Genomic DNA, 16,810 nt, shown 5'->3' on the forward strand with positions numbered 1-16,810 from the left:
GGACAACCATGCAGCTCGTGATCCGCAATGCCAGCCTGCCCGACGGGCGGCGCGGCATCGACATCGCCATCGACGACGCGCGCATCGTCGCCGTCGCGCCAAGCCTGCCGGTGCAAGGCGCGCGCGAGATCGACGCCGGCGGCGACCTGGTCACAACGCCGTTCGTGGACGCCCACTTCCACATGGATTCGACCCTGAGCTACGGCCAGCCGCGCGTGAACGCATCGGGCACGCTGCTCGAGGGGATCGCCTTGTGGGGCGAGCTCAAGCCGCAGCTGACGCAAGATGCGCTGGTCGAGCGTGCGCTGCGCTACTGCGACTGGGCCGTGGCGCGCGGCCTGCTGGCGATCCGCAGCCACGTGGACGTGTGCGACGACCGGCTGCTGGCGGTGGAAGCCCTGCTCGACGTGAAGAGGCGGGTCGGGCCTTATCTCGACCTGCAACTGGTCGCGTTCCCGCAGGACGGGCTGCTGAGGAGCCCGCACGCGTTCGACAATCTCAAGCGCGCCATCGCGATGGGCGTGGACGTGGTGGGCGGCATTCCTCACTTCGAGCGCACCATGGCGCAGGGCGCCGAGTCGGTACGCCTGCTGTGCGAGTTCGCGGCCGAGCACGGGCTGCGCGTGGACATGCATTGCGACGAGACCGACGACCCGCTGTCGCGCCACATCGAGACGCTGGCGTTCGAGACGCAGCGGCTGGGATTGCAGGGCAGGGTGGCCGGCTCGCACCTGACGTCGATGCATTCGATGGACAACTACTACGTGAGCAAGCTGCTGCCGCTGCTGGCCGAATCGGGCGTGGCGGCGATCGCCAACCCGCTCATCAACATCACCCTGCAGGGCCGCCACGACAGCTATCCCAAGCGGCGCGGCATGACGCGCGTGCCCGAGCTGCTGGCCGCCGGCGTGCCGGTCGCGTTCGGCCACGACTGCGTGATGGACCCGTGGTATGGACTTGGCTCGGGCGACATGCTCGAAGTGGCGCATATGGGCCTGCACGTGGCGCAGATGACCGGGCAAGAGGCCATGCACCAGTGCTTCCTGGCCGTGACCGAAACGCCGGCGCGCATCCTGGGCCTGGAGGGCTACGGCATCGCGCCCGGATGCCACGCCGACCTGGTGCTGCTGGACGCCGCCAGCACGGTGGACGCAATCAGGCTGCGCGCGGCGCGCCGGGCCGTGGTACGGCGCGGCGTGGTGGTGGCGGAGGCGCCGCGCGCGCACGCCGCCCTGCACCTGCAGGGGCGGCCGCAGGCGGTGGATTTCCGGCTCGGCAGCTGAACCGAAGCGGTGCTAAGATCGCGCAACCCAGCAGTATTGACGAACGTGGCCACCAGGCCAGGAACAGGACTCGCATGATCATCGCCGAAACCGAACGACTTCGCCTGCGTACCATCACGCTGGACGAGGAGGACGTCGCCTTCCATCTCGCGCTGCTGAACGATCCGGCGTTCATCGAACATATCGGCGACCGCGGCGTGCGCAGCATGGACGAATCGCGCCACTACATCACCGACGGTCCGGTGGCGATGCACGAGCGGCACGGCCACTCGATGTACATGGTCGAACTGAAGGACAGCGGCACGCGAATCGGCATGTGCGGCCTGATCAAGCGCGACTTCCTGGAAGACGTGGACATCGGCTACGCGTTCATGCCCGAGTACCGCGGCCGGGGCTACGCGCTGGAGGCGGCGCGCGCCACCGTGGAGCACGCGCGCGCCCTCGGCATCAGGCGGCTGGCCGGCATCACCAGCCCGACCAACACGGCGTCGATCGAGCTGCTGCAAAAGCTCGGGCTGCGATTCCAGCGCGTCATGTACAAGTCGCCGGAGGACACCGGCACCAACCTGTACCTCGCCGAGCTGGCCTGACGCCGCTCAGCGCACCCGCAGCAGGCGCACGCCGTAGATGTCGAACCGGTTCGATGGGCCCTCCACGCCGCCGGCCGCGCTGAAGCCGCTGTTGCTGCGCAGGTAGCTCATGTTGTAGAAGTCCGAGAGCTCGAGCCGGTAGCTGCCGGGTGTGAGCGTGGCGGCGATCGGGGTGGAATACACCGTCGGCGTGTCCGCTTTCTCGATGCGCGCGTGCGGCAGCTGCACCACGCCCCCGGCCACGACCCGTCCGCTCGCGTCCTTCAGCGCGAGCCATTTCACGCCGCCGCTGATCCCCAGGTTCACCTGGTTGGCGCTATTGTGGTAGCGCACCTGCACCGCGTATTGGCCGGTCTGCCCGATACGGATCGCATCGACGGCGAACCGGTCGCCAAAGCTGCCCCAGTCCTGGATGTGCGGCTGCGGGAAGCGCTGGCTTGGCGTGGCCCGCGGCACGTTGGACGAGACCCGTGCATCGGTAACAGGCACTTCGATGGCGGCGCCGATGCAGCGAGGGATGCCGTGGTGGCTGTAGTTGTTCGTGTCCGCATACACGGCTTCCACCGCGTAGCAGCCGGTGGCGCCGGTGCGATCGCCGGTCCACGCAGCGCTGGCGATGGCGGCGGCCACCAGCTTGCCGTCCCGGTACACGTTGTAGCGCGCATCGGTATTGCCGCCGTCCGCGATGTGGAGCACCGGCTTGCCGGCCGGCGTGCGTTCCACGCGCGCGATCTGCGGCTCACGCGGGGCAAAGACGGCGCGATCCTCCTCGTACGGGTTCGCGTTGACCCGGCGGATCGCCTGCTCTCCCGCTACGAGCGGGCCGAATTCGACGTCGATCGTACTGCCGTCCTTCAGTTCCTGCCAGGCGATGGCGGCGCGCGCCGGTTGGCCGTCGAGCGCGATGAGCGCCACGCGGTAGTAGCCGTTGCCCTGCTCGGCGCGTGGGAGATGCAGGCGCACCGTGAGCGCCTTGCCCCTTATGCGCAGGTTGTCGAGTGTGGCGAGGCTGGACTCGCCGAACGCGTCGCGCCGCAGCCGGGCCGTGATGAAGGGCTTGATCTCGATGCCGTTGGCGGCCAGGTGAACGCCGAATATGTCCTCGATCACCATGCCAAGGTAGGCGCCGACCGACCACAGTTGCCGTCTGGAGCTGATGACCGGACCGATCAGCGACGGGTGCTGTTCGTCGAGCAGCAGCGGCTGGCCGGACAGCCACTCCAGGTTCTCCATGTTCGACAGGTTCAGGGCGGCGCCGCGCATCAGGGTGGCGTAGGCCGCATCGGCCACGCTCACGTTGCCGGTGCGCGCCGCGGCCCTGAGACCGTACGCGGTGACGAACGGCCAGATCGCGCGGTTGTGATAGACGGGCATTCCTTGCTGCTGGGGCCAGATGACCGGCGCGCCCATCGGGCCGTGCGGATAGCTGGCCACGATGCTGCGCGCGCGGGCGGCGCCGGCCACCCCGGTGTCGATCGCCAGCGCCTGGCCGAGCCAGTCGAACTTGTGCATGGGCGCGCCGTCGAAATGGCCGGCGGTCAGGCTGCTGTACATGCCCGCATCGTTCAGCCACAGCCTGCGATTGATGGATTGCTTCAGTTCGCGCGCCCAGCTTTCGTACCGCCCGGCGCGCGACATGTCGCCCTGTTCGCGCGCCAGTTGCGCCGCCAGGGTCAAGGCCTTGTAGTGGCCCACGTTGGTGGACAGCGCCTTGGCGCTTGCCATCGACGCCAGGTCTGCTGGAATCCACGCGGCATAAGTCTGGTCGCGCCAGTCGAGGAAGGACTCTTCGCCTGTGTACAGCCCGGTGGCCTTGTCGAACGCGGCAAGCCGGTCGTTATCGATCGTGTTGGACAAGGCCGTGAGCGCCGTGCGGGCAAACGCGGCGCGTTCTGCCGGGGGCAGGGTGAGCAGGACCTTTTCGGCCGCGTAGGCCCAGGTGACGCGGTCGGTGCTGACCGGCCAGCTGCCGCCGCTGCCGGTGTCCTGCACGACCTGCAGGCCATCGCTGCCACCTGCAACGTGCGGCGCGCGGGTCACGCCCGGCCGCCAGCCAGAGAGCTTGAATTCGAGCGAATTCCTCACGCGCCGCGGGTCGAGCATGGCGAGCCCAAGGTCGGCCGCGTAGGATAGGTCGCGCGTCCACACGTAGTGCCACTTCTCGCCTGTCTCGAAGCACTCGCAGGGGATCGGCGCGTTGCCGTTGTAGTTGCCATCCCTGATCTCGTGCACCGAGTCCTGCAGCATTTCGGCGCCGGCCAGCGCGAACAAGCCATCGAAAGCGAGGTTCCCGCTGCGCACCCGCGGCAGCGATGCCGATTCGCGGTAGCGCACGTGCTGCGGGCCGGGGTCGCGCAGCTGCATCGTGGTCGATTGGGTGTAGGTCCGCAGCGGCGCGGCCGGGTCATCGGCCGAGAAGCGCGCGGTCTCCCGCTTGCCGTCCCAGGTGGAAAAGTCCATCGACACGGCTGTGTGCCCGGCATGCGGATCGGCGCCACTCACCGGTGCCGGACCCTCGACACGCGCGACGCGCAGCACGGGCCGGGCTGGATCGGACACGTCCACCGTAAAGCGCCAGGTCGAGGTCTGCTTGACGAAGAGGTAGTCCTCCGGCCCGGGGTGGGTGTCCATGCGGTAGGGCTTGCCCGGCTCCACGGCGACGCTGGCGGCCGGGTCGATCACCCATTCCGCGCCCCAGTCGCGGCTGCCGACCTTGAACGCATGGTAGCCGGGGTTGACGAGGATGTCCGCCTGGTAGATGCCGTTGCCGCGCCAGGCCATCACGTTATCGAGGCCCCAGCCGTTGAAGGCGCCGCGGATGTAGATGTCACCCTTCAGCGGCGTGCCGTCCGCGGCCAGTACCGCGGCGGGGATAAGGGCCGCGCCGAGCAGCCAGCGGAGTGGTTTCATATGAGCTTAGCGATATTCGTTTCGTTCGACGATGCCCTTCAGGACATCGCGCCCGCGCAGCATCGGGAATGCCTCGGGGCGGTAGGCCTTCGGTTGCACGAAGTGCAGGTTGCCGATCAGGCCCGCATAAGAAGGCTGCACCGCGGCCGCCTCGAGCCGCGCGCCGTCGATGCTGGCATGGCCGTTGGCGACCAGCAGCGTCGACGCTTCCCCTGGCGTGAGCGTGAACTCGACGCGGGCACGGCTCTTGTCCGGACGGAGAAACTCGAAGCGGACCTTGCGCGCAAGCTGTCCGTCGAGCCGGAAGGTCCAGCGTTCGCCATGCCGGCGCTTGAAGTCGATGCCGAGCGACTCACCCTGGCCAAACGGCAGGACGGCCGCAAAGCTGGTCCAGGCGGCGGGAATCGCGGGCGAGAACGCGAGCACGCCCTCCACCAGGTCCGGGTGAAAGCCCACGTAGTCCTGGTAGGCATTGCGCGTATATTCGGCCACGCTCCACGACTGCGCAAACGTGCCGGACGGCCTGAGCCGGCCGCCCTCGTGCGGCAGGGCGTCGAGCAATTCGCTCATATTGCCAAGGGTGCCCAGGTGCAGAATCTGGTCGCCCAGGTTCTGCGTCAGCTGCCACGACAAGTCCTGGTAACCGAATTTGTTCAGCGCGGTCACGGTGAAGCCTGCGTTCCAGCCCCACACCGTGCCCTGGTGGTAGGCGGCGTCCTTGTGGTGGAAGGCGGGATTCTCGTGGCGCGGGTGGAAGTAGGGATCGTCCTGGCTGAGCGAGGCGATGCCGTAAGGGTAGAGCAGCCGCGAGACCGCATTGCGCGTGACCTGCGCCTGCACGGCGCGCGGCACGAAGTCGTCGAACGGGATCGAGGCCACCATCAGCTGGTTGGGCCGCACCTTGGCGTCGCGGCTGCCGTCTTCGCGCAAGCGGTCCGCCATTGTGCGGCCGTCCCAGAACAGCCGCAGGAAACTGGCGCGTGCATGGTCCGCGCTCATGGTCCACGCGCGCGCGTGCTGCTCGTCCCCGGCTTGCGCCGCGAACCATGCTCCTGCCTGCAGGGCGGTGTACCACAGCGCCTGGATCTCGACCGCACGCGGGCCGCGTGCGGACCATGGCTGCTTGTTCTCGATGCGCGCATCCATCCAGGTGTCGGCCGAATCGTGGCGCAGCAGGCCGTCGCTGTCCACATAGTTGGCGAAGGCGCCGTCGAAGTAGGGCACGGCCAGCTTGAGCATTTGCGCTGCGAACTCGCGGTCGCCCGTGTAGCGCACGTATTCGAGCGCCTCGCGCAGCATCCAGGGCGTGCCGTCCACTGTGTTGTAGATGATGTCACCCAGGCCGACGCGGTTGGGAATGCGGCCGTAGTCGCGCCCGCGCGGCTCGCCCAGGTTCTGGTAGCGCGCAAAATTGGCGAGCACCGCGCGTGCCTGGTCGAACTGGCCGGAGACCAGCAGCGTGCCGGGCAGGGCGATGAAGGTGTCGCGGCCCCAGTTCTCGCGGAACCACGGCAGCCCAGCCCAGATGCCGGGGCCGTATTCATCGACCACGAACATGTACGACGCCGCCTTGGCCCAAATGAGCGCCTTGTTGTAGTCGGCGTCGCTGGTCTGCAGCCAGCTGCGGGTCAGGATCTGGTAGAGCGCCGCCTTTTCGAGTCCGATCGGGTCGCCCTGCGCGAGCGTGCGCGCCTTGCGTGCGGCCTCGTCAGCGGTGGCGGCAAACGCGGCCACGACCGTGAAGCGGCGCGCCGGAGCGGTGGTGCGCAGCACCAGCCGATCGTCATGGGTGAACGGCTGGTCCGCCGCCAGGGCCATGAACAGTGCCGCGCCGGGGCCGGGCGCGACGACGAGCACGCCGTCGCGCATCTCCACGGCGCCGCGTGTTGCCAGCAGCGGCTGCACGCCCAGCGTCTGTGAGGCCGGGCTGGTGACGGTGACCGCGAGCGCCTGCTGCTTGGACAGGAGCGCCATCTCTTCTGTTGCGCCGTTGTCAAAGCGCAGCCGGTGGCCGTAAGGCAGCACCTGCTCCTGCCCGCGCGCGCGGTCGTTTTCAAGATCGCCAGCGAAGGTGGCATAGTCGCGCAAGATCGTCCCGCTCTTGAAGACATAGCCCTCGCCCTTGCCGCGGCTGTGGGTGAAGCCTTCGTAATAGCCGGCCAGGTTGTCGCCCGCCACAAAGCGCGACTGCTGGCCGGCTGGCACGGTGATGGCCATCTGGTCGAACAGCGCGTCCATACCGGGGCGCTCGGCCGCGCCGAGCGGCAGTGCGCAGAGCGCGGCAACAGCAACGGCAACGCGCTTCATCGCGTGCCCGCAAGCTGCAGGATGATTGCGGCGTGGGGCGGCAGGACCAGTTCGGCATCCAGCGCATAGGTCTTGCCGGTCAGGACATCGACACCGGATGGCGCGCCCTGCAGCATCTCCTGGAAGCGGCTGGTGGCCAGCCGGGTTTCCTTTGCGCTGGCGTTCAATGCCACCATCACCTTGTCGTGCTCGTCGTAGCGGAACCAGACGTAGGCGTCGTCCTCGGGACCGTAGTGCATCAGCTTCCCGCGGTGGATCACGGGCTGCGTCTTGCGCCAGTTGACCAGCTTGCGCACGAATTCCCGGGCTTCTCGCTGGCGCGGCGTGAGCCCGGTCCCCGTGAAGGCATTCACCTTGTCGCCGGCCCAGCCACCGGGGAAGTCGCGCCGGTAGCTCGAATCGTCGCGCTCGCCCACGGTGCTGGTCATCAGGATCTCGTCGCCGCTGTAGAACTGCGGGATGCGCGGCATGGTCATCACGAACACCAGGTCCATCTTGTACTTGTCGAAGTCCTCGCCCACCACGCTGTACAGGCGCGCCAGGTCGTGGTTGCCGTCGAAGAGGACCAGGTTGCCCGGGTCGGGATAGAGATAGTCCAGCGACAGCGTCTCGTACACGTCGTTGAAGGTGTTCCAGGCTTCGCCCTTGCCCGACAGCGCCTTGCGCATCGCCTCGGCCAGCGGGAAGTCCATCATGCTCGGCATGTAGCTCGCGTAGCCGTCGAAGTTGGCCTTGCCGCGCTGCCAGCGCGAGACCACCGGCGGCAGCATGCTCCATTCCTCGCCAACCATGTTCAGGCGCGGGTATTCGTCGGTCAGGCGGCGCGTGTAATCGGCCAGGAAGCGGCCGTCCGAATAGCTGAAGGTGTCGATGCGCAGGCCCGACAGCGCGGCGTACTCGATCCACCAGATGTTGTTCTGAATGAGGTAATTGGCCACCAGCGGGTTGGTCTGGTTCAGGTCCGGCATCCCGGGTGCGAACCAGCCGCGCGTGAAGTTCTCGGCGTCCGCGCGCGCGGCGTACCGGTCCTGCACGGCCACCCGGTGGTGATGGGTCGGCACGAATTTGCCGCCGTAATTGACCCAGTCGGGTGTGGGCAGGTCCCTCATCCACCAGTGCCGGCTGCCGATGTGCGACAGCACCACGTCCTGGATCAGGCCGATGCCGTGCTTGCGCGCCTCGCGCGACAGGCGCAGATAGTCCTCATTGCTGCCGTAGCGCGGGTCGATGCGGTAGTGGTCGGTCGCGGCATAGCCGTGGTACGAGGCCGCCGGTTCATCGCTTTCCAGCAGCGGTGTGGGCCAAAGCTGGGTAAAGCCCAGGCCCGCGATGTAGTCGAGATGGTCGATGATGCCCTGGATGTCGCCGCCGTGGCGGCCGTGTCCGAGCGCGCGATCGAGCTTGTCGGGCAGGCCCGCGACGCTGTCGTTGCGCGGGTCGCCGTTGGCAAAACGGTCGGGCATGACCTGGTAGATCGCATCGCGGCTCGAAAAGCCCTGGCGCTGGGCCGAACCCGGCTCGCGCGCCAGCAGCCGGTATGCATGGCGCAGCTTGTGGCGAGCGCCCTGGAACTCGATATCGAAGCTGCCTGGCGCCGCGCTGTCATCGATGACGAGGTTGATGAACACATAGTTGCGGTTTGCCACGCGCGTGACCGACGCGATGCGCACGCCGGGGTAGGCGATGTGCGGCTCCAGGTCCGCGATGCGCTCGCCGTGCGCCATCAGCTGCAGCTCGTGGTGGCGCATGCCAACCCACCAGAACGGCGGCTCCATGTGGTCGATGGCGGGGGCGGGCGTCGCACAGGCGGGAAGGGTGATGCTCGCAAACAGCAGGCTTGCGGCAAGTTTGTTCTTGAAGTCCAAGGCGTCTCCGTTCAACCGGCGCAGCCGCGCAGCAAAAAAGTAGCGTGACTACATCAATCGCCGGTTTCCATAGGCTGGCTGGTCCCAGGCGTTTTTGTTCGTATCATGCTGAGAATACTATAGGAAATTGACAGCATCAACGCGCGAGCGCTGTTGTTGCGCTAGTTTTGTTACACTCCCTGACGGCGCCGGTTGCCCAGCAGCGCCGTCCAGGCAGCGAAAATCTTCGCACCGTTGTAGTGCAGGTCCGCCCCGTGGCGGGGAAAAACACAATGAATGTAGTACGACTACATCAGTATCTGCATGTGTTTGTAGCTGAAATACAACGATAGACGGCTTTCTCTCTAGGGAGCGCCAGAAAAGCCGGGGTATTGACGTAACATGAAGCAAGCCGCGTTGACAGTGCATCTAGTTTTAGTACAGAATCGTTGACGAACGTCTAAGAACGTTTGCTTCAGGCTCCCGCGTTGTTCTGGCCGCCGGCTGTAGTTCGGGAAAACAATAGATATCTGATGAGTGAGGGGACAAATGAATACTCTGGAAGGCAAGCGCGTCGCCAGCATCGATGGCAAGCTTGTGTTTAAGCTGAGCCCGGTGGCAGCAGGTTGCGCCGTGTTCCTGTCGGCGCTCTCCGCCAACGTGTACGCGCAAGAGGCAGCGGTGTCGGCACCGGCCGCTCAGCAGGCCGCAGACGCCAACGGCGCGCCGGTCGAGAAGGTGGTCGTGACCGGCATCCGCCGCGGTATCGAAGATGCCATCTCGGTGAAGAAGAATTCGACCTCGATCGTCGAGGCGATTTCGGCGGAAGACATCGGCAAGCTGCCCGACGTGAGCATCGCCGAATCGATCGCGCGCCTGCCGGGCCTGGCGGCGCAGCGCGTCGGTGGCCGTGCCCAGGTCATCAGCGTGCGCGGCCTGTCCCCCGATTTCTCGACCACCCTGCTCAACGGCCGCGAGCAGGTCAGCACCGGCGACAACCGCAGTGTCGAGTTCGACCAGTACCCGTCGGAGCTGCTCTCGGGGGTGACCATCTACAAGACGCCTGATGCATCACTGGTGGGCCAGGGCCTGTCGGGCACGCTGGACATGCAGACCGTGCGTCCGCTGTCGTTCAGCGGCCGCGCGGTGGCGATGAATGCGCGCATGGAGAAGAACTCGCTCGGCGCAATCGCCAATGCCAAGTCGACCGGCAATCGCTTCTCGATCAGCTACATCGACCAGTTCCTCGACCGCACCCTGGGTGTGGCGATCGGCTTTGCACACCTCGACTCGCCGGTGCTGACCCATGAAACCGGCATGTACGAGCCGTGGAAGACCGACTCGCGTCCGGGCATCCCGGCCGGCACTTACATCATGGATGGGGTCAAGTCGGTGGCCCGCAGCGGCGACAACCGCCGCGACGGCCTGATGGGCGTGCTCCAGTACCGCCCGTCGCGCCAGTGGACCAGCATCCTTGACGTTTATGCGTCCAACTTCCGCCGCGAAGAAACCGCCAACCAGATCGAAGTGAACCTGGGCGGCTGGAACGGCGGCTTCGACCCGGGCCTGATGTACAAGCCGGTCACCACCGCCAACGGCGTGCTGACCGGCGGCGTTGCGCAGAACGTGTACCCGCTGGTGCGCGGCATGTACAACGATCGCCACGACCAGATCCGCGCGACCGGCTGGAGCAACGAATTCGTCTTCGAAGGCTTCAAGCTGCTGGCCGACATGAGCTACTCGAAGGCCGAGCGCAATGAACTGAGCCTGGAGAACAACACCCAGATCAGTACCGTCTCGGCCACGCCGACGCCGTTCCTGGATAACATGACCCTGCGCTTCGGCATGGGCAGCTTCCCGACCATCGCCGGCACCCGCGACTACAGCAATCCGGCCAACCTGTTCGTGCGCGACACGATCTACGGTTCGGGTTACGGCAAGACCCCGCACGTGGACGATGAGCTCAAGAGCTTCAAGCTCAAGGCCAACATTCCGATGGCGGGCGACCTGGCCGGCGTCATCGACAGCATCGACGTTGGCGTGAACTACTCGGACCGCGACAAGCGCAAGCGCCAGCCCGAAGGGAACATCAACCTGAAGGGCGCGCCGTCGACCATCTCGAGCGACCTGCAGTACTCGCCGGTGGACCTGGGCTTCTCGGGCTCGGGCTGGATCCCGGCCTGGAACGTGCCGGCCGTGGTGGCCAAGTACATGACGTTCAATCCGACCGACAGCCAGTCCTACCTGATCTCGAAGGCATGGAACGTCAAGGAAAAGATCACCACCGGCTTCATCCAGGCTAACATCGACCACGACTTCGGTTCGGTCAGCATGCGCGGCAATGCCGGCGTGCAGGTGCAGCGCGCCGACCAGTCGTCGTCCGCCAACTACTGGGACGGCACCGCCGCTGCCGGCAGCCAGGTCAAGCCGGTCGACGACGGCAAGACCTACACCGACGTGCTGCCGAGCCTGAACCTGGCGTTCGGCCTGGCCAACGACCAGACCGTGCGCTTTGCCGCGGCAAAGCAGGTGGCGCGCCCGCGCGTGGACCAGCTGCGTTCGTCGCTCGACTTCGGCGTGAGTAATGTGGACTTCAAACCGGGTGGCAGCGGCGGCAACGCCCAGCTCGACCCGTGGCGCGCCAACGCCATCGACCTGTCGTACGAGAAGTACTTCGGCAAGAAGGCTTATCTGGCAGCCGCTGTCTTCCACAAAAAGCTGACCAGCTATATCTACACGCAGACCAAGACCTACGACTTTTCGAAGTACACCCCGGGTACGATCGCCCAGACCCAGTTCGGCAACTACACCGCGCCGTACAACGGCCAGGGCGGCACGCTCAAGGGCATCGAGCTGTCCGGCTCGCTGCCGCTGAACCTGGTTTCGCCGATGCTGGACGGCTTTGGCGTCATCGCCAGCGCCACCTACAGCGACAGCTCGATCAAGATCCAGGACCCGAGCAGCAGCATTGGCCAGGACATCCCGCTGCCGGGCCTGTCCAAGCACGTCACCAACCTGACCGTGTACTACGAGAAGGCGGGCTTCGAGGCGCGCGTCAGCCAGCGCAAGCGTTCGGACTTCGTTGGCGAGATCGGCAACTTTGCGGCGGACCGCGCCCTGCGTTACGTCGTGGGCGAAAACGTGGTTGACCTGCAGCTCGGTTACACCTTCGATTCGGGCATGTTCAAGAATGTTGGCCTGCTGCTGCAGGTGAACAACCTGACCAATGCCGCGTACGAAACCTACGCCGCGCGCCGCGACCAACAGCTGGAATACCAGAAGTACGGCCGCACGATGCTGGTGGGCCTGAACTACAAGTTCTGATCCGGCACCGGCTGCGTGCCGGGACCAGCGCAAATGCCGTTCAGCCTGGCCTGAACGGCATTTTTTATTTTTAGGCCGGCGACGTAGCCGTAGAATAGCGGGTGGGCTGAACATTGAACCTGGACCCTCCCGCTCATCATGAAGCTTTGCCGTCACCTGTTGTCGTCGCTCTCGCTGGCCGCCATGTTGCTCGGCCAGTCCGCCGTGGCCCTGGCCGCGGACGAATCCCCCACCATCCAGACGCTGGCCGCACGGCCGCTGCTGCCCTCCGTTTCGCATCCGTGGAACGGGCGCGACTGGCTCGACCGTTTTTATGCGCCGCGCGGCTACGCGCCGGCGTGGAACCGCCAGCAGGCCGAGGCCGCGCTCGCGCTGCTTGAGCAGGCGCCCGCGGAAGGGCTCGACCCTGGCGACTACCAGGCCGATGAGCTGCGCCGGCTGCTGGACGACGCGCAGGCCAGCCAGGCCCGCCGCGACGTCGCGTTCACCGCGGCCATGCTGCACTACCTGGCCGACCTGCGGCTGGGCCGGGTGCGCTCTGAATACCACACCGCCGGCACGGACCCGCGCCTTGCGCACTTCGACCCGGTGGAGCTGCTGCGCGGCGCACTCGGCAAGGGCCGCCTTGCCGACGCCGTGGCAGCCGCCGAGCCGCAGGTGCCGTTGTACGGCCGCGTGAAGCAGGCGCTGGCCCGCTACCGCGAGCTCGCGCGCGAGCCGCAGCCGCGCCTGCCGTCGCCGCGCAAAACGGTCGCGGTTGGTGACAATTACGCGGCCGTGGACGAGCTGCATGACCGGCTGGTGCAGCTGGGCGACCTGGCGGGCGACGAACCGTCGCCGCAGGACGGGCTGTACGACGCCACGCTCGCCGAGGGCGTGCGGCGCTTCCAGGGACGGCATGGCCTGCCGGAGACGGGCGAACTTGGCGCCGCCACCGTGGCCGCACTCAACGTGCCGCTCGCCCAGCGCGTGCGCGAGCTGGAGCTCACCCTCGAGCGGCTGCGCTGGATTCCCGACCTGCCGGCCGGCCCCATGGTCGCGGTCAACCTGCCGGCCTACCGGCTGTGGGCCTTCGACCGCGCCAACCCGGCCGCGCAGCCGCTCGAGATGCGCGTGATCGTCGGCCAGGCCGTGAAGACGCCGACGCCGCTGTTCATCGGGCAGATGCGCTACCTCGAATTCAACCCGTACTGGAATGTCCCGCGCAGCATCACGCTCAAGGAAGTGATTCCCAAGCTCGAGCGCAACCATGGCTACCTTGCAACCAACGACATGGAGCTGGTCGGGCAGGGCGGCGTGACGACCACGGTGAGCGCGGAGACGATCGCCGAGCTCAGGTCGGGCAAGCTGCGCGTGCGCCAGCGTCCGGGGCCCAGGAATTCGCTCGGCGCGATCAAGTTCGCCATGCCCAACCCGCAGGACATCTACCTGCACTCGACGCCGAATCGCGAGTTCTTCCTCAAGTCGCGCCGGGACCTGAGCCATGGCTGCATCCGTGTCGAACAGCCGGCCGAGCTGGCGCGCTTTGTGCTGCGCAACGATCCGCGCTGGGATATCGACCAGATCCAGGCTGCGCTGCAGCCCGGCCCGACGCGCCGCGTGGACCTGCCCGCGACGGTGCCGGTGGTGCTGTTCTACGCTACGGCGCTGGCCGGGCGCGACGGCAAGGCGCTGTTCGCGCGCGACATCTACCGTCGCGATCCGGAGCTGGAGCGGGCGCTGAAAGAGCACAGCGACGCGGCGGCGTCCAAATAGTGCCCTCGGTATCGGGCCGACAGAGTAAACTGTCGGTCTTTTAGCACCGAAGAATCACTCCCATGCCCGATACCTCTCCTGCCGCGTTTGCCGAGCTTAATCTTCCCGCGCCCGTACTGAAGGCGCTTCGCGAGCTTGGCTACGAAACGCCTTCGCCGATCCAGGCCGCCACCATCCCTTTGCTGATGCAGGGGCGCGACGTGCTCGGCCAGGCGCAAACCGGCACCGGCAAGACGGCGGCGTTCGCCCTGCCGATCGTGGCGACGCTCGACATCAGGCAGCATGCGCCGCAGGCGCTGGTGCTCGCGCCCACGCGCGAACTGGCGATCCAGGTGGCCGAAGCGTTCCAGAGCTACGCTTCGCACACCAAGAATTTCCACGTCCTGCCGATCTACGGCGGCCAGAGCTACGGCCCGCAGCTGGCGGCGCTGCGCCGCGGCGTGCACGTCGTCGTCGGCACGCCCGGCCGGGTTATCGACCACATCGAAAAGGGCTCGCTCGACCTGTCGCAGCTGAAGACGCTGGTGCTGGACGAAGCGGACGAGATGCTGCGCATGGGCTTCATCGACGATGTCGAGCACATCCTGCAACAGACTCCCGAGGCACGCCAGACCGCGCTGTTCTCGGCCACCATGCCGCCGCAGATCAAGCGCATCGCCAAGACCTACCTGCGCGACGCGGCCGAGGTCACGGTGGCGGCCAAGACCAGCACCGCCGAGAACATCACGCAGCGCTACTGGCTGGTGGCGGGCATGCAAAAGCTCGACGCGCTCACCCGCATTCTGGAAGCCGAACCGTTCGACGGCATGATCATCTTCGCGCGCACCAAGCTGGGCACCGAGGAACTGGCCAGCAAACTGCAGGCGCGTGGCTTTGCGGCCGCCGCCATCAACGGCGACATGGCGCAGCAGCAGCGCGAGCGCACCATCGACCAGCTCAAGGACGGCCGCATTGACATCCTGGTGGCCACCGACGTGGCCGCGCGCGGACTGGACGTGGAACGCATCAGCCACGTGATCAACTACGACGTGCCGTCCGACCCCGAAAGCTACACCCACCGCATCGGCCGCACCGGGCGCGCCGGCCGCAGCGGCGAGGCGATCCTGTTCATCACCCCGCGCGAGCGCGGGCTGCTCAAGGCCATCGAGCGTGCCACGCGCCAGCCGGTGTCGCCGCTCACGCTGCCGACCGTGAAGGCGGTGAACGAGGTGCGCATCGCCAAATTCAAGGACCAGATCACGGAAACGCTGGCCGCCGGCGGGCTGGAGGTGTTCCGCTCGCTGATCGAAGAATACGAGCGCGAGCAGGATGTGCCGGCGGTGGACATCGCCGCCGCGCTGGCCAAGCTGGGGCGTGGGGACATGCCGCTGCTGCTGGAAAAGCCGGAGCGCGAGCCGCGCCCGGAACCCACCTGGGACGAGCGCAACCAGCGTGCCCCGCGCGGCGAAGCGGCGCCTGGCTACAAGCGCGAGCGCGTGGCGCACACGCCGGAGCCAGGGATGGGCACGTACCGCATCGAAGTGGGGCATGTGCACGGGGTCAAGCCGGGCAATATCGTCGGTGCGATCGCCAACGAGGCGGGCATCAACGCCAAGCACATTGGCCGCATCGAGATCTACGACGACTTCAGCATGCTCGACCTGCCGGCCGACCTGCCGCCGGACCTGATGGAGCACCTGAAAAAGGTGTGGGTGGCTGGGCAGCAGCTCAACATCACCCGGGACGGCGAACCGCCTGCGCCAAAGAAGGCCGGCGCCAGGAAGGGCGGCGACCGCCGCTTTGCCGAGAAGGGCAACGGCAAGAAGCCGTACCGCAAAACCCAACCTTAAGTATCGTCGTTCCGGCGAAAGCCGGAACCCATAGACAGTATGCAGAACCATGAAAGTGGAGCAGCAGTCGGCTCACACTCAGCATGGGTCCCGGCTCTCGCCGGGACGACGTTATCTGGTTGCTGGGGCGAAGAGCCAGAGCACAGCGTCTTTGAACTCGCCGCTCCAGAACCCCTCGTTGTGGTGCGCCCCCGGCACGATTTTCAGCACCATGTGGTCCGCTGGCAGTCCTGTCTTGCGCACCACCTGCGCCATGTGCTGCACGTCCGGTACCATGGTGTCGCCTTCGTCCCCGCCCATCAGCATGTACACGCGCGCATCCTTGGGCAGCGGCGTGCGCTCCACAAAGCCGTATGACTGCGGCGCCGTCCAGTAGGCGGGCGAGAACACGCCGGCCTTGCTGAACACCTTGGGGTACTGGTTGATCGCAAAGTGCGAGATCAACCCGCCCATCGAGCTGCCCATGATGGCGGTGTGTTCGCGGTCGGGCAGGGTGCGGTAGCTGCTGTCGATGAGCGGCTTTACGACCTTGACGATGAAGTCCATGTACTGGCGCCCTTCGGCCGGCCCGAAGCGCGGGTTGTCCCAGGCATTGAGCTCGTTCATCCGCTTGTCCTGCCCGTTGTCGATGCCGACCACGATCAGTTCCAGCTTGCCCGCCTTCGCGAGCGCATCGAGCGTTTCGTCCACCTTCCATTCGCCGGCGTACGACGTGGCGTCGTCGAACAGGTTCTGGGCGTCGTGCATGTACAGCACCGGGTAGCGCTTGTGCGAGCTGGCGTAACCGGGCGGCAGGTAGATGCGCAGCTGGCGCTGGCGCCCAAGGCCGGGCATCTCCAGTTGCGTGGGCAGCAGCGAAACCCCGGGCAGGGCGGTGGACGGTCGCGCCGGTACATCGGCCGCATGGGCTTGCAAGGCGACGATGGCCAAGGCGGCAAGGGCTGCTTTGAATGCATTCATGGTCCTGC

Annotated in this window: 9 protein-coding genes; 5 read left to right on the forward strand and 4 right to left on the reverse strand. The window is 66.7% G+C overall.

Annotated elements, in window-relative coordinates:
• The first annotated feature begins 8 nt into the window (after positions 1-8).
• Positions 9-1,283, forward strand: coding sequence for an amidohydrolase family protein (locus NX773_RS01500; protein WP_258854640.1), 1,275 nt, complete (start codon positions 9-11; stop codon positions 1,281-1,283).
• A gap of 74 nt (positions 1,284-1,357) precedes the next feature.
• Positions 1,358-1,873 carry a GNAT family N-acetyltransferase gene (locus NX773_RS01505; RefSeq protein WP_258854641.1) on the forward strand — a complete coding sequence of 172 codons (516 nt, stop codon included), beginning with the start codon at positions 1,358-1,360 and terminating at the stop codon, positions 1,871-1,873.
• Between the two features lie 6 nt (positions 1,874-1,879).
• Here NX773_RS01505 and NX773_RS01510 read toward each other — a convergent pair whose 3' ends face one another.
• From NX773_RS01510 to NX773_RS01520, 3 genes are read right to left on the reverse strand one after another with little or no spacing between them, the layout of a single operon-like run.
• Positions 1,880-4,783 carry an MGH1-like glycoside hydrolase domain-containing protein gene (locus NX773_RS01510; protein ID WP_258854642.1) on the reverse strand — a complete coding sequence of 968 codons (2,904 nt, stop codon included), beginning with the start codon at positions 4,781-4,783 and terminating at the stop codon, positions 1,880-1,882.
• Positions 4,784-4,789: 6 nt separating this feature from the next.
• Positions 4,790-7,090, reverse strand: coding sequence for an amylo-alpha-1,6-glucosidase (locus NX773_RS01515; RefSeq protein ID WP_258854643.1), 2,301 nt, complete (start codon positions 7,088-7,090; stop codon positions 4,790-4,792).
• Positions 7,087-8,955 (reverse strand): glycoside hydrolase family 13 protein, encoded by a 1,869-nt coding sequence (locus NX773_RS01520; protein WP_258854644.1) that lies wholly within the window; start codon positions 8,953-8,955, stop codon positions 7,087-7,089. The genes NX773_RS01515 and NX773_RS01520 overlap by 4 nt, the downstream gene beginning before the upstream one ends.
• 528 nt (positions 8,956-9,483) lie before the next feature.
• Between NX773_RS01520 and NX773_RS01525 the strand changes: the two genes are divergently transcribed.
• From NX773_RS01525 to NX773_RS01535, 3 genes are all read left to right on the forward strand, one after another.
• Positions 9,484-12,258, forward strand: coding sequence for a TonB-dependent receptor (locus NX773_RS01525; RefSeq protein WP_258854645.1), 2,775 nt, complete (start codon positions 9,484-9,486; stop codon positions 12,256-12,258).
• Positions 12,259-12,396: 138 nt separating this feature from the next.
• Positions 12,397-14,013 (forward strand): L,D-transpeptidase family protein, encoded by a 1,617-nt coding sequence (locus NX773_RS01530; protein WP_258854646.1) that lies wholly within the window; start codon positions 12,397-12,399, stop codon positions 14,011-14,013.
• A gap of 62 nt (positions 14,014-14,075) precedes the next feature.
• Positions 14,076-15,842: a DEAD/DEAH box helicase gene (locus NX773_RS01535; RefSeq protein ID WP_258854647.1), complete on the forward strand. Its 1,767-nt coding sequence runs from the start codon at positions 14,076-14,078 to the stop codon at positions 15,840-15,842.
• 111 nt (positions 15,843-15,953) lie between these two features.
• On the opposite strand, the gene NX773_RS01540 is transcribed toward NX773_RS01535, so the two are convergent.
• A complete protein-coding gene (locus NX773_RS01540; protein WP_258854648.1) occupies positions 15,954-16,802 on the reverse strand; it encodes an alpha/beta hydrolase in 849 nt (282 codons plus the stop codon).
• Between the last annotated feature and the right edge of the window lie 8 nt (positions 16,803-16,810).

Origin of the sequence: Massilia solisilvae (genome assembly GCF_024753215.1) — a bacterium.
GTDB lineage: Bacteria > Pseudomonadota > Gammaproteobacteria > Burkholderiales > Burkholderiaceae_D > Telluria > Telluria solisilvae.

What these genes read in the sequence shown, in the direction of transcription:
- NX773_RS01500 (WP_258854640.1), top strand. Translation starts at nt 9, where the DNA reads ATGCAGCTCGTGATCCGCAATGCCAGCCTGCCCGACGGGCGGCGCGGC.
- NX773_RS01505 (WP_258854641.1), top strand. Translation starts at nt 1,358, where the DNA reads ATGATCATCGCCGAAACCGAACGACTTCGCCTGCGTACCATCACGCTG.
- NX773_RS01510 (WP_258854642.1), bottom strand. Translation starts at nt 4,783, where the DNA reads ATGAAACCACTCCGCTGGCTGCTCGGCGCGGCCCTTATCCCCGCCGCG.
- NX773_RS01515 (WP_258854643.1), bottom strand. Translation starts at nt 7,090, where the DNA reads ATGAAGCGCGTTGCCGTTGCTGTTGCCGCGCTCTGCGCACTGCCGCTC.
- NX773_RS01525 (WP_258854645.1), top strand. Translation starts at nt 9,484, where the DNA reads ATGAATACTCTGGAAGGCAAGCGCGTCGCCAGCATCGATGGCAAGCTT.
- NX773_RS01530 (WP_258854646.1), top strand. Translation starts at nt 12,397, where the DNA reads ATGAAGCTTTGCCGTCACCTGTTGTCGTCGCTCTCGCTGGCCGCCATG.
- NX773_RS01535 (WP_258854647.1), top strand. Translation starts at nt 14,076, where the DNA reads ATGCCCGATACCTCTCCTGCCGCGTTTGCCGAGCTTAATCTTCCCGCG.
- NX773_RS01540 (WP_258854648.1), bottom strand. Translation starts at nt 16,802, where the DNA reads ATGAATGCATTCAAAGCAGCCCTTGCCGCCTTGGCCATCGTCGCCTTG.